The organism is Euzebyella marina (assembly GCF_014855515.1).
Taxonomy (GTDB): domain Bacteria; phylum Bacteroidota; class Bacteroidia; order Flavobacteriales; family Flavobacteriaceae; genus Euzebyella; species Euzebyella marina.
Genome location: NZ_JACYFK010000004.1, coordinates 234,823 through 247,898, shown reverse-complemented (window position 1 = coordinate 247,898; position 13,076 = coordinate 234,823). Strand labels below are relative to the sequence as shown.

At 41.2% G+C, this 13,076-nt stretch carries 11 protein-coding genes; 5 read left to right on the top strand and 6 right to left on the bottom strand.

Translation table 11 applies throughout. The features are described from left to right. The first annotated feature begins 30 nt into the window (after positions 1-30). Positions 31-1,503, top strand: a complete 1,473-nt coding sequence (gene guaB / locus IL356_RS16940; RefSeq protein ID WP_121849759.1) for an IMP dehydrogenase — start codon at positions 31-33, stop codon at positions 1,501-1,503. A gap of 55 nt (positions 1,504-1,558) precedes the next feature. Continuing rightward, positions 1,559-1,990: a hypothetical protein gene (locus IL356_RS16935; RefSeq protein ID WP_121849758.1), complete on the top strand. Its 432-nt coding sequence runs from the start codon at positions 1,559-1,561 to the stop codon at positions 1,988-1,990. A 35-nt stretch (positions 1,991-2,025) separates the two neighbouring features. Here IL356_RS16935 and IL356_RS16930 read toward each other — a convergent pair whose 3' ends face one another. Beyond that, complete coding sequence (locus IL356_RS16930; protein ID WP_121849757.1) at positions 2,026-2,556, bottom strand: thioredoxin family protein; 531 nt, start codon at positions 2,554-2,556, stop codon at positions 2,026-2,028. Between the two features lie 67 nt (positions 2,557-2,623). Further along, a complete protein-coding gene (gene lysA / locus IL356_RS16925) occupies positions 2,624-3,865 on the bottom strand; it encodes a diaminopimelate decarboxylase (RefSeq protein WP_121849756.1) in 1,242 nt (413 codons plus the stop codon). Between the two features lie 166 nt (positions 3,866-4,031). Here lysA and IL356_RS16920 point away from each other — a divergent pair, with 166 nt between their 5' ends. The 3 genes from IL356_RS16920 to IL356_RS16910 all read left to right on the top strand — a co-directional run bounded on the left by IL356_RS16920 (position 4,032) and on the right by IL356_RS16910 (position 6,648). Beyond that, complete coding sequence (locus tag IL356_RS16920) at positions 4,032-4,670, top strand: LON peptidase substrate-binding domain-containing protein (protein ID WP_121849755.1); 639 nt, start codon at positions 4,032-4,034, stop codon at positions 4,668-4,670. 179 nt (positions 4,671-4,849) lie between these two features. Beyond that, positions 4,850-6,043, top strand: a complete 1,194-nt coding sequence (gene sucC, locus IL356_RS16915; protein WP_121849754.1) for an ADP-forming succinate--CoA ligase subunit beta — start codon at positions 4,850-4,852, stop codon at positions 6,041-6,043. Between the two features lie 263 nt (positions 6,044-6,306). Further along, positions 6,307-6,648: a hypothetical protein gene (locus IL356_RS16910; protein WP_121849753.1), complete on the top strand. Its 342-nt coding sequence runs from the start codon at positions 6,307-6,309 to the stop codon at positions 6,646-6,648. Between the two features lie 78 nt (positions 6,649-6,726). Here the strand turns inward: IL356_RS16910 and IL356_RS16905 are convergent, their stop codons facing one another. The 4 genes from IL356_RS16905 to IL356_RS16890 all read right to left on the bottom strand — a co-directional run bounded on the left by IL356_RS16905 (position 6,727) and on the right by IL356_RS16890 (position 12,697). Then, positions 6,727-7,878 (bottom strand): AEC family transporter, encoded by a 1,152-nt coding sequence (locus tag IL356_RS16905; RefSeq protein ID WP_192466569.1) that lies wholly within the window; start codon positions 7,876-7,878, stop codon positions 6,727-6,729. Positions 7,879-8,000: 122 nt separating this feature from the next. Continuing rightward, the gene (locus IL356_RS16900; RefSeq protein WP_121849752.1) at positions 8,001-9,188 is read right to left on the bottom strand and encodes a pyridoxal phosphate-dependent aminotransferase; all 1,188 of its coding nucleotides are present in this window, start codon (positions 9,186-9,188) and stop codon (positions 8,001-8,003) included. A 30-nt stretch (positions 9,189-9,218) separates the two neighbouring features. After that, a complete protein-coding gene (locus tag IL356_RS16895; protein ID WP_162987928.1) occupies positions 9,219-9,725 on the bottom strand; it encodes a hypothetical protein in 507 nt (168 codons plus the stop codon). A 26-nt stretch (positions 9,726-9,751) separates the two neighbouring features. Next, on the bottom strand, positions 9,752-12,697 hold the full coding sequence (locus tag IL356_RS16890; RefSeq protein WP_162987927.1) for a TonB-dependent receptor: 2,946 nt from the start codon (positions 12,695-12,697) through the stop codon (positions 9,752-9,754). Positions 12,698-13,076 lie beyond the last annotated feature (379 nt).

The following is a 13,076-nucleotide window of genomic DNA, read 5'->3' as shown; positions in this document are numbered from 1 at the left end:
CATTTGCACGCAATTAAATCCTTAATTGCTATGCAAGCCCACCAAAACAAGATTCTAGGAGAAGGTCTTACTTACGATGACGTACTCCTTGTTCCGGCCTATTCTGAAGTGCTTCCAAGAGAGGTGAACATTCAAACAAAATTTACTAGAAACATCACCATTAATGTTCCTGTAGTTTCCGCAGCTATGGATACTGTTACCGAATCACGTATGGCCATAGCCATCGCCCAAGAGGGTGGAATCGGTGTTCTCCACAAAAACATGACCATAGAACAGCAGGCCGTAAAAGTTAGAAAGGTAAAAAGGGCTGAAAGCGGTATGATCCTAGACCCCGTTACTTTGCCCTTAGATTCAAAAGTACGTGATGCCAAAGCGAGCATGAAAGAGTTTAGTATAGGAGGTATTCCTATCGTTGATGACTCAGGAAAACTTTTGGGTATTGTTACCAATAGGGACTTACGTTTTGAAAAAAACAACAATCGTCCTATTTCTGAAGTAATGACTTCTGAAAACTTGGTCACGGTAGGTAAAGGTACCTCTTTGGCAGAGGCGGAAGATATATTGCAAGAGAACAAAATTGAGAAACTGCCAGTTGTTGACGAAGATTATAAGTTGGTAGGCTTGATAACCTTTAGGGACATTACCAAGTTGACCTTAAAACCAATTGCCAATAAAGACCACTATGGTAGGCTACGTGTTGCGGCTGCCATAGGTGTTACACCTGATGCCATCGATAGGGCAGAGGCTCTGGTCGAGGCAGGTGTAGATGCCGTTGTTATCGATACTGCCCATGGCCATACCAAAGGTGTGGTTAGCGTTCTTAAAGAGGTCAAGAAAAAATTTCCAGATCTTGAGGTAATCGTTGGTAATATCGCAACGGCCGAAGCGGCCAAATACCTGGTAGAAGCTGGCGCCGATGCCGTAAAAGTAGGTATTGGTCCTGGTTCTATATGTACTACACGAGTGGTAGCTGGTGTGGGTTTCCCGCAATTTTCAGCAGTACTTGAAGTTGCTTCTGCTATTAAGGGCACCGGAGTTCCTGTGATTGCAGATGGTGGTATACGTTATACAGGTGATATTCCAAAAGCGATTGCGGCTGGTGCCGATACGGTAATGTTGGGGTCGCTTCTAGCGGGTACCAAAGAATCTCCTGGTGAGACGATTATTTATGAAGGAAGGAAGTTTAAGTCATATCGCGGAATGGGTTCGGTAGAAGCTATGAAAGAAGGCAGTAAAGACCGTTATTTCCAAGATGTTGAAGATGATATAAAGAAACTTGTTCCTGAAGGTATTGTAGGCCGTGTACCCTACAAAGGGGAGCTCTACGAAAGCATACATCAATTTGTTGGAGGTCTTAGGGCAGGTATGGGCTATTGTGGCGCGAAAGATATCAACGAGCTTAAAGAAAATGGTCGTTTCGTGAAAATAACTTCAAGTGGCATCAATGAAAGCCACCCGCATGATGTTACTATCACCAAAGAATCGCCCAATTACAGTAGATAAGACCACTTGTGGGCAACCTTTTTGGTTTTTGCGCATCTTATAAAAAATTACAAGTATGAAAAGATTGAGTTTTTTTATTTTGATGGCACTTCTAACGGTATCCTGTTCAGATAGCGATGATGAAATCGACCCTGAAAATCCAGACTTGGTCGGCACTTGGTTGTTGATTGAGCAATATTCGGATCCAGGTGACGGAAGCGGGGAATATCGTGAGGTAGATAGTGAGAAATCCATTGAATTTTTAGAAGACGGAATCTTTAAATCCAACGGTGAACTTTGTGATTTGACTATTGAGACAGGCACAAATACATCAGGTACTTATGTGATGAACGATACCATCGTCACCCAATTTTCAGAAGAGAATTACTTAATGCCTGAAGAATGTGATATTGAGGACTTTAAAGTGTACTATCATATTGAAGAAGGCTCTCTTATTCTTTCTTTTCCTTGTATAGAGGGGTGCGGTCAGAAATATGAAAAAAAATAGAATAAAAAACTCCAACTGTTAAGTTGGAGTTTTTTTTATTTTCCTTCGCCAGAATAGGTGGCCCAATCTTTTTCTTTGTAGATATTATCCCCGAAATATTTCGCAATATTCAAAAATGGTTTCGGTTTTTGATAACCGGGTACCGGAGATAACATGTTCATTTCTTCATCTAGAAAAATAGTTGTCGGATAACTTAAACGGCCTTGCAGCAATGCGGCGGCGAATTCATGATACCCTTTTCTTCCCGAGGGAACAAACTTATAGGTCTTTCCCTTGAATTCTATGGGCTCTTTGCCTTCGCCATCTAATTTCACCATGTAGAAATTTTTCGACATATACTCGGCTACTTCAGCATTCTGAAAAGTGTCCTTATCCATCTTTTTACACCATCCACACCAGTCTGTGTAGACATCGACAAAAATTTTCTTCGGCTTTTCATCCGTTGAAGCCAGTTGGGCGGCCTCATCCCAAGAAAGCCATTGTACTTCTTGAGCAGAAAGTGTTATCGCGGATGCTAAGAACAGCGTAAAACCTAGAATAAGGGATTTAAAAAGGGAGATTTTCATGAACTTTGGCTTAAGGTATACAGTTAGTCCAACAATTATACCAAAGCTAACGAAAAATAGCCTTCATTTATTTTGCTTCAGCCTTAACCTTTTTGGGCTCGAACAGGTCTTTAACATCGACCTGATGTTTAATGAGGTCGTCAAAAGTCTCCCGCTCACGAATAAGTATGGCCTTGCCTTCATGCCAAAGCACTTCTGGCGGCCTAAATCGTGAGTTGTAATTACTGGCCATGGTAAAGCAATAGGCGCCTGCATTCTTGAAGCAAAGAATATCGCCTTCAGAAATTTCATTGATCCTTCTATTGCTCGCAAAGGTATCGGTCTCACAGATATAGCCTACAACTGAATAATAGCGTTCTCTACCTTCAGGGTTCGAAATATTGATTATTCTATGTGAGGCCCCGTAAAGCATCGGTCTAATAAGGTGGTTAAAGCCCGTATCGATACTTGCAAAAACGGTTGAGGTAGTTTGTTTTACGACATTCACCTTAGCCAGAAAACGACCGGCTTCACTTACCAAGAACTTTCCTGGTTCGAAGGCCAGTGTTAACTGACGGCCATATTCTTTACAGAACTCATTGAAACGAGAACCTAGTTTTTTGCCAAGTTCTTCAACATTGGTTTCGATATCCCCTTCTTTGTAAGGCACTTTAAAGCCACTACCAAAATCGATAAAGTCTAGATTTTTGAAATTCTTAGCCGTTTCGAATAGAATTTCGGAAGCGTATAGAAAAACATCGATATCTAAAATGTCACTACCGGTATGCATATGAATACCATTGATATTCATTTTCGTAATTTCAACAATACGCAACAAATGAGGTATTTGGTGTATGCTGATACCGAATTTCGAATCGATATGACCTACCGAAATTTTCGAGTTGCCACCCGCCATAACGTGAGGGTTGATGCGAATACAGACAGGAATATCAGGGTGTTTGCTACCAAACTGCTCTAAAATCGAAAGGTTGTCGATGTTGATACGAACGCCAAGTTTGGCCGCTTCTTCGATTTCTTCTAAAGAAACACCGTTAGGCGTAAAAATGATAGATTCGGGTTTAAAGCCAGCCAATAAGCCTAATTGTACCTCTTGAATAGAAACGGTATCAAGACCGCTTCCTAAGCTGTTCATTAGTTTAAGTATAGCAATATTTGAGAGTGCTTTAGCGGCGTAATTCAGCTTTAACTTTTTTACAGTGCTAAAGGCATTGGTAAGTCGATTGAATTGAGAAATGATTTTCTCTGAATCATAGACATAAACGGGATCCCCATAAGTTTTTGCTATCTTAAGCAAATCGGCATTGTTCATAATACTTCCAGTTTTCGGCAAAACTAACGCCTTCTAATGATATGGACAAAAAATCGACGGTAGTTTTTAAAAATAAAACAAAATGTTATAAATAAAACAAAGGTCTGTTGTTTCTTTCTTGCCCAAGGTTATTTTGCGTTGTATTTTTAGCGGAAAATGCTAACCCATGAAATTGCCCTTTTTTCCATTGCAGTCTATATTTTTTCCTGGTGAAACGGTTCCGCTCCACATATTCGAAGACCGTTATAAACAGTTGATCAAAGATTGCCGAGATGAGGCGGTTACCTTCGGTATTCCGGTTTTTATCAATAATAAAATGGTTTTTGGCACTGAGGTGCAATTGGTTGAAATCGTAAATACTTATGAAGGTGGTGAGATGGATGTCACTTGCGTTGCCCGTCAAGTATTTCGTATAGTCAGTTTTGACAATAAAATGAACAATAAGCTATATGCAGGGGGCGAGGTCGACTTTTTAGATAATTTGAATGACGCGAAAATCGGCCTAAAGCGTGAAGTATTGGAAAAGATACATGAACTTTATGAACTAATGGAAGTGCCTTTTACCCCGTTGACGGTAAATAAGTTCAATAGTTATGTGCTTGCCCATAAAATGGGACTTTCCTTTGAGCAGGAATACGAACTCTTGCAAATGGCCAAAGAAAGCGAACGTCTTAATTATCTCAAACAACATTTGCTCACGACCATCGCCGTGTTGACCGAGGTAGACAGAACCAAAAAGACAATAAAAATGAACGGTGATTTTAGAAATTTTGATCCTTTAGACTTTAAAGATTTTAATCTCTAATCGTTGTGATTATTTCACTCTATAGGGTGGTTATTACGTGATTTTTAAAAACCTGAATCATACTTGATAAATTGATTCTTTTAAACCTTAATTTTTTTCTGAATTTGCAGCATCTAAATTGGAATTTGAACATACAGTTGCCTATTTTTGCTGCTGAACCTAAAATAGACCTTTAACATATGAATCTTCACGAGTACCAAGGAAAGGAAATATTGGCCAGTTTTGGAGTGCGCATTCAGCGTGGAATTGTGGCCCACAATGCTAAAGAAGCAGTAGAGGCAGCCAAACAGTTGACAGCTGAAACCGGAACAGGATGGCACGTTATAAAAGCCCAGGTGCATGCAGGGGGAAGAGGTAAAGGTGGTGGCGTTAAATTGGCCAAAAACCTTAAAGAGGTCGAAGAGCTATCCGGTAATATCATAGGTATGAACCTGATTACGCCGCAAACATCGGCCGAAGGTAAAAAAGTACACAAGGTATTGGTTGCCGAAGATGTTTACTACCCAGGGGATAGCGAAACAAGTGAATTCTACATGTCGGTACTATTGAATAGAGGTACTGGAAGAAACATGATTATGTATTCTACCGAAGGTGGAATGGATATTGAAGAGGTGGCAGATAAAACCCCTCACTTAATTTTTACCGAAGAGATAGATCCTGCAACCGGTCTTTTGCCTTTTCAAGCGCGTAAAATCGCTTTTAACTTAGGCCTTTCCGGAACTGCATTTAAAGAGATGACCAAGTTCGTTTCGGCTCTTTATAAAGCATATGTTGACAGCGATTCAAGCATGTTCGAAATAAACCCGGTGCTTAAGACTTCTGATGATAAAATCATGGCGGTAGATGCCAAAGTGTCTATCGACGACAATGCTTTGTTCCGCAGAAAGCAATATGCTGAAATGAGAGACCTTCGAGAAGAGAATCCGATTGAAGTCGAGGCGCGTGAGGTAGGCCTTAACTATGTCGACCTTGATGGTAACGTTGGGTGTATGGTGAACGGTGCGGGATTGGCCATGGCCACAATGGATCTTATTAAGATGGCCGGTGGTGAACCAGCTAACTTTTTAGATGTGGGTGGAACCGCCGATGCAAAGAGAGTAGAAGAAGCTTTCAGAATTATATTGAAAGATCCGGAAGTAAAAGCCATTTTAATCAACATCTTCGGTGGTATCGTACGCTGTGATAGGGTTGCACAAGGTGTTGTAGATGCCTATAAAAATATGGGAGATGCCATCAAAGTGCCGATTATCGTTCGTTTACAAGGTACCAACGCCGAATTGGCAAAAGAGATTATCGATAACTCCGGTTTAGCCGTTCATTCTGCAGTGCAGTTTCAAGAAGCTGCGGACAAAGTGAAAGAAGTACTAGGCTAGTAATTTTTTGCTTCGAAATAATATGTAAAAGGTGGCCAAATTGGCCACCTTTTTTAATATGTAATTAACCTAAACCCTAAATTGGTTTAACACGTCTCAAACGTTTTAGTAGATTTTTGAGTAAAATCTGATGATTCGTTAGATTATTGAATAATTTTTAATATTTGCAATTTTTTCATGTTAAATTTTAGTAAATCAATAATTTAAAACCTTTAAATTATGTTATCTTTAACCTGAATTAGTAGTAAAAATATATCCTAAAGATGAAAAAGATTTTATTTATGTTGATAGTGACGGTAGTTACGGGTGTAGGTTATGCCATGACTGCCGATTCAGAAATGATTGATCCGGTGCCTTCAAAAGCGGTGGCAGCTCAGGTATACAAAATGCTTGATGTGCCTAATATTCCTGATGAAATTCGTGGCCATAGGGCAGAAGTTCGTTTGGCAGTAGATAGGGGCAACTATTTGCGTATTCTTACCGTGGAAACCGAGAATGTTGCACTTAAGGAATTTATTAAAAAGAACGTTGATTTTCAAAGGTTGGCAAAAGGTACCTTTGAACAGGGGGTTGTATATAGAATTCCTATTGAAGTGAAAAAATAGACAAGTACCAATTAGCTGAAAAACCTCTGAAGAATAATTCTCCAGAGGTTTTTTTATGGTTGGTTGTGAAATTAAATTTTAGCTTTCCTCACCGGATGATGTTGGGTTCAGACTAGCGTAACTACCATACCTGGCGGTCTCAATTTTCGTTTCTTTACTTTTCTTGATTTTTGAAATCAAAGAAGGCACAAACGAAGCTACGGTTACCAAGGCACCAACCGATAATAAAGCCCACGGATTGATGAAAAACTCGCTAAATGAGAAAATGGTTATAATCAATATAGTCGAAAAGGGTAGGGAGCAAGCCAAGATATTGACGGCGAAGTTAATGTCAAAAGTGGGGTTTTGCTGCCCATCACTTTCTTCCATAGTACTTACGGCGCTCATATGCGCAAATGGCCAAAAGCTACAAGAGCTTTGAGGAAAAACGACCAATAGCAGAATAAGAGCCGGTGTCAATGCAGGAAAAATAAAGACAAAGATGGCCGACAATATAAAGGTAATACCCGCTCTTCTGGCCAAAAGTGATAGAATAAGGCCGAATTCGCCAGATTTGATTCTAACCGCCATGCCAATAAAGAGTAAAACCAATGGGGTCATTAAAATTTTCAATTGTTCTATTGTACCCTGTAAAAACACGGGTAACGAGGTCATATTGAGGCCAAAGGCCAGCAAGACCAACCCGACAATAATTACCATATTAATAGGCTCTTGAAGTAATGAGAGGGCCAAACTTTTTAATTTGCTCGAAGTCGATGCCTTGGCATCTTTTAAAGTGCGTTTGTGGTACCAATGCATGGCAAGCATGTAAAGCAGAATCAACCCGAATATTTTGTTTCCGACATCCGCCAATGCGGCTAGGGCCAGAGAATCATCGCCAAGATAAACTACTATAAAAGGAAAGCATGAAAGCCCTGGAGCTAAAGAGGGCAGAAGCATCATAATCGTTCGCTTCTTCGAGTCTTCGTTTTTTGAAAGAGTAGTGCTCAAGAAATACTTTGAGCAGGCAAGCATTATCAGGTTGAAAAGTAATGCCAAAATTGGGAATATCAACAGCGAACTCTCGAGCTTTATTTTCAAAAGGGCCACAAAAATAACGGCCGGAAGGGCCACGCTGAGTATTATAGTTTTAACGCCCTTTAAGTCTTGCTTGGCCACTTTCTTTTGTAGCAAAAGTCCTAAGCCGATAATCAATACCAGTTCAAGGGTGTTTTGAAGCGCGAAGTTCATAAGAATCTAGTTTTGAAGTTTTAGTTGTACTGAAGGGTAATCTGTAGTCATGAGCCCATACTGAGCCGGATTTTAACGTATCAAGGCAATAACGCAAACCCGACTCAATGGGCTAACTTAACTTAAACGAGCACTTTTTGTAAGGCTGTAGAGAAGATTTTCATCTCTTCCATGGTTCCCATACTAACACGGCACCAATTTTTGTCCATAATATCGAAAGCACGAACACCTACGCCTTGGGCGGTCATTTTTTCCAAGAATTTTTCTCCTTCCATTTCTATTGGGAAGAGAATGAAACTGGTAGATGATGGAACATACTCGTAGCCCATTTTTTCTAAAGTAGAATACACAAACTCTCTGCATTCAGCGTTCAGTTTTCTAGATTTGTTCTGAAACTCAACATCATCCATACTGGCCGAGGCAGCATAAACAGATGGGTAGGTAATGCCCATACCACCTCTTGTTATATCCTGTATTTTATCTAAAGTCGCTTCTTGAGCTACGATATAGCCAACGCGAAGACCGGCCATACCATGAATTTTAGAAAAGGTTCTGGCGATGATTACATCTTTACCTTCCGCAACCAAGTTGACCATACTTTTCTTATCTCCGTCCTCAAGAAAGCCCATGTACGCTTCATCAACAAATACCGGTACTTTCTCAGACACCCTAGAGCAGAAATCAACCAACTCGGCGTGATCGGTCATGCTTCCTGTGGGGTTGTTAGGGTTACAGATGTATACCAATTTAGTGTCTTTGTCTATGGCAGCTTCCATACCCTTTAAGTCGTGAGACCAATCATCTTTTAGAGGGACAGGTTTCCAACTTGCTCCGGTTGCCTGGGCCACTTTTATGAGAGACATATAAGAAGGATCTGCAGAAACTACGTTGCCGCCTTCGGCGAACATGACCATGGCCGTTTTCTCCAAAAGGTCTGAAGAACCAGGGCCCATCATTACATTTTCTATCTTAACCCCTTCTTTAACCGCAATTTTATCCATTAGGTCAAAAAGTTCTCTCCAAGCATATCTGTTGCCCAGTTGAGTGGCGTTTTTGAAGGCCTCGACTGCCATGGGTGACGGACCATAAGGGTTTTCGTTGGCATTTAGTTTGGCCAAAAGTTTGGCGCTATCAGGAAATACCTTCGAATTGAATTCTTTGAAAAATGGGCTGTAAATAGTTCTGCCTTGGGCATCGAAATTAAGTTTTGCCATTGGGGCTTCCCCAAACGAAAGATGGGGCATAACCATGGCACCTGCGGCCGTTAAAGCTCCTCGCTTTAACCAGGCTCTTCTGTTTAATGTTTCCATAGTGCTATATATTTAAGTTAAAAGTTCTATTTAATTCATTTCAACCGGCTCGGCATTGGCACCCACATCGCCCGAGGCAATGATAGCGCCACTGGAGAAAATGCTGATATGTGCATCCAATTCCGGTAAAGCGTCGTAAAATGAGGTGTCGGTAATAGTGTAAAATTTGCTCTCGCCAAGCTCTCCGAATACGAGTCCGTTCGATTCTTTACCAATCAAATCATATAAGGCCATTAATTCGCTTCCCGCTGCGGCGCTTGTTCCACTAATTAGACTTACTGGATAGGTAGACCCAACTTCGGTGTTGTATACAGAGACCTGTACCTGGGTTCTGCCAGCGGCATCCATCCAAAATACGACCCGACCGTATACATCCGTTTCCGATTCAGTACCAATAGAATAAGCAGTGTAGGAGGTCATTTTGCCACCGCCATCGGCTGCGGTAAGTACTGGTTCTAAACGTTCTTGATCACATGAAGCCAAAATCAAAAGCATGGCTAATGCGGAGGAAATATGTTTGATTATATTTTTCATCATAATGCTATTTTTTGTTGATGCTTCGATTATAGTGTCAATGTTAGGCGTCCGAAATAATAAGAACCGTTAGACCCTTGCTGATAATTAGAGAATAGGCTAAAGCTTCTGTTCTCATATCTGTGTATCTCAGGATATTCGTTGAAAATATTGTTACCCCCAACGGTAAGGCTCAACATATCGCTGAATTTATAAGTGATACCTAGGTCGACCACAAATTCAGGAGTGAACGTTTGATCAGGATATCCGAAGCCGCCACCAAAAAGGTTCTGCTCGTTGGCCGCCAAGTTTTCTACCGATCCGTAGCGAGTACCTCTGATCATCGTGCTGAACTTGCCGAACGAATAGTTTAGAGTGCCTATGACGGTAGAGCTAGGCGTACCGGTTTCGAATTGGCCAATCGAAGCCCTGTCGACATATTTGGCCGCCAATTCATCGTCTGTCAAGGCGGTGTTCAAATCAGGAACAACTACTTGCTCGAATTTGTTCTCACGGAAAGTTCCTGATAGGGTGGCATTCAATTTATTCTCACCTAAGAATGTGGTATAGTTGGCAACCAGTTCGATACCTTTTGTACTAACGTCGCCACCATTGATCCTGAAACTTGCTAGACCGGAACCAATTACCGGACCTAAAGCAGGAGCCTCTGTTGCATCAAATTCCGAAGTTTGAAAAATTCTATCGGTAACGTCTATTTTATAGGCGTCAACGGTCAATTCTAACTTGTCAAAAAGTTTGGTGGTGAAACCGAAACTGAAGTTGGTCGATCTTTCTTCTTGTAGTTGGGAAATGCCAATTGCTCTGGCGGCAGCACTACTATTTCTATACAGGGTACCATCAAAAGGAACCAAGTTCACAAAAAACGTATAACTATGTGAGTAATTTAGTTCTTGAAGCGAAGGTGCTCTAAAACCGTTACTGAAAGAACCTCTAAGGGCAAAGTTGTCACTTAAAGATAGTCTAGAAGCGATTTTGCCGGTGAATACCTTTCCAAAATCGGAATACGACTCAGAGCGAACTGCAAGACCCACAAAGAAATTCTCCGTAAAGTCCATTTCAACATCTAAGTAAGCCCCGATTACCGACCTAAAGTTGCGGCTTGCGTTATCAGGACCGAAGCCCCTAAAACACTGGCAGTTTAATGCGTAACCTTTCACCAATTCGGCAGAGTAACCTGCATTGCTCAACACCAAGGGGTCTCCATTTTCATCAACAATAGGGTTGCCACTAAGGTCTTCAAGCGGTAAACCATCAGGGCCTACCAAAGCCTCATTATCTTCCGTAGCGGTGTAGATACCAGCGCTACCAGCTGTCCAGCCTTCTTCTTGACCTTCTTCGATTTGGTACCTTTCAACTCGGTACTCAACACCACCTGCGATGTTCAGTCCTTCAAAAATATCTTCGTAATATCTGCTTATGTCTAGGTTGGTCGTGTTTTGAAGGTAGTTGTGCGTACCAAGGTACATGTCTGTTGGTGAAGATTCTCCGATACTGGCGTTCCAAGTATTGAACATACCTATCGCCATTTTATTAGCACCAAATGTGTTGCTCAGGTCAAAATTGAATTCCCCAAGAGTACCTGAAACTCCCGATGCAAAACTTGTGTTGAATTGATTGGAGTACATTTGTGGTCTAAACCCGTTAGGGTAGAGGGCATAACTTGTTCTATCGGCCTGTGCAGCCCTTCTGTAGAAGCAACTAAAACCTTCGGTATACTTGAAACCTATATCGCCAAATGAATAAAGGTCGACGTTCTCGGTCAGGGGAGTTGAAAAGTTATAGGCTAAAACCCCTAGGTTAATGGCCGGATTACCGGCATAAGAAGCGACATCCTTTTGTTCGATGCCTCTGGCCTCCATAAGGCCTTCAAGGGTAGAAACTTCTGCTGCCAATGAGGTGTTACCTGCGGCAAGGGCATCTACGAGTTCAGGGTTGGTAATAATAGGGTTTCCATAAGTGTCGGTTGTTTGGTTGGTCAGATAATCGCTACTATAAAGCGGAGATCTATCCAGCCCCAAAACTGAGGGCCTGATACTTCTTTTGGCCTGTTTTAAGGTTCCGGTTACGTTAAGGTATCCTCCATTATCAAAAGCAACACCATAATTGCCATCAAACTGATAATTGAATCCATCAGCATCGAAACCCCGCTCAAGAATATTTTCTTCAGGGGTAAGTTGATCGCTCATGTCAGGCTCTAAACCAGGATAGCCGCCCATACTAAGGGTGGCTGTAAGTTGGTCTGTTCCTTTTTTCATTATAATGTTCATAACACCTGCGATAGCATCGGATCCGTATTGTGCAGAAGCACCATCACGAAGGATCTCAACTTGTTGTACAGCGGCCGTAGGTATAAAGCTCATGTCTGTTGCATTGGAGCTCGTACCTGTTTGGTTGCCCAGTAACAAGGCCGATGAATGTCTTCTTTTGCCGTTGATGAGTACCAACATTTGGTTAGGTGCCAAACCCCTTAAAGTGGGCGGTACCACATGAGACGACAAATCCCCCGCTTGCGATTGAAACGCGTTGAACGAGGGGGCTGAAGCCTTAAGCACATCTCCCAAATCTGTTTGGGGCATATTGATAGCTTGTTGGCTTACATCTATTACATCTACCGGAACGGGGGTTTCCAGTTTGGTTCTTGGCTGCCCTCTTGAACCGATTACAATGGTTTCCAATAATTGTTCTGCAGCAGGAACCAATATCACATCTAGTTTATTCTGGCCATCTACCGGAATTTCCTTCTTTGAAAATCCCAAGGATGAAAAAATCAAGATGGCGTCTGAGGGTGCATCTATTGTGAATTCCCCATCAAAATTGGTGGTTGTGCCCTTGGTAGTTCCTTTTATTATAATGTCTACACCAGGCAGTACAACTCCTTGGTCATCTATTACCTTACCGGTAATCATTATCTCTTGGGCCAAACCGACCGAAAGAGATATTAAAGAAAAGAATGACAGTATTAGAGCTTTCTTCATAAGTACAAGGTTTTGGTTGATACTAAACGTTGTCATTTGCCCAACCACACCTCACTCATAATGAATGGATTGGGGGTCAAATTCAATGAAAGAAAAGTTCCGGATACTTTACTTTGTTGGTTTCGTTAACACGATTTAACAACTAAACAATATTAATGGGAGTTTTTCACAAAAAAAAATGTGAAAGTTATAGAAAAGACTGTGTTATAGAGGTTTATGTCCTTAAAATCTACTTAAAAGAAAATTTTAAGCGATTTTTCTAACGAATCGGCAGAACCATGTTTTTTAACGGTTAAAAAACTGTTAAATCTATATTTTATTTAAAAAAATCATTTTTACGACATCTAAAATTTGAGTTGTCAAAAAAAACGCATTATTC

Excerpts from the sequence above, each read along its gene's own strand:
- guaB (WP_121849759.1), top strand. The coding sequence starts at position 31 with ATGCAAGCCCACCAAAACAAGATTCTAGGAGAAGGTCTTACTTACGAT.
- IL356_RS16935 (WP_121849758.1), top strand. The coding sequence starts at position 1,559 with ATGAAAAGATTGAGTTTTTTTATTTTGATGGCACTTCTAACGGTATCC.
- IL356_RS16930 (WP_121849757.1), bottom strand. The coding sequence starts at position 2,556 with ATGAAAATCTCCCTTTTTAAATCCCTTATTCTAGGTTTTACGCTGTTC.
- lysA (WP_121849756.1), bottom strand. The coding sequence starts at position 3,865 with ATGAACAATGCCGATTTGCTTAAGATAGCAAAAACTTATGGGGATCCC.
- IL356_RS16920 (WP_121849755.1), top strand. The coding sequence starts at position 4,032 with ATGAAATTGCCCTTTTTTCCATTGCAGTCTATATTTTTTCCTGGTGAA.
- sucC (WP_121849754.1), top strand. The coding sequence starts at position 4,850 with ATGAATCTTCACGAGTACCAAGGAAAGGAAATATTGGCCAGTTTTGGA.
- IL356_RS16910 (WP_121849753.1), top strand. The coding sequence starts at position 6,307 with ATGAAAAAGATTTTATTTATGTTGATAGTGACGGTAGTTACGGGTGTA.
- IL356_RS16905 (WP_192466569.1), bottom strand. The coding sequence starts at position 7,878 with ATGAACTTCGCGCTTCAAAACACCCTTGAACTGGTATTGATTATCGGC.
- IL356_RS16900 (WP_121849752.1), bottom strand. The coding sequence starts at position 9,188 with ATGGAAACATTAAACAGAAGAGCCTGGTTAAAGCGAGGAGCTTTAACG.
- IL356_RS16895 (WP_162987928.1), bottom strand. The coding sequence starts at position 9,725 with ATGATGAAAAATATAATCAAACATATTTCCTCCGCATTAGCCATGCTT.
- IL356_RS16890 (WP_162987927.1), bottom strand. The coding sequence starts at position 12,697 with ATGAAGAAAGCTCTAATACTGTCATTCTTTTCTTTAATATCTCTTTCG.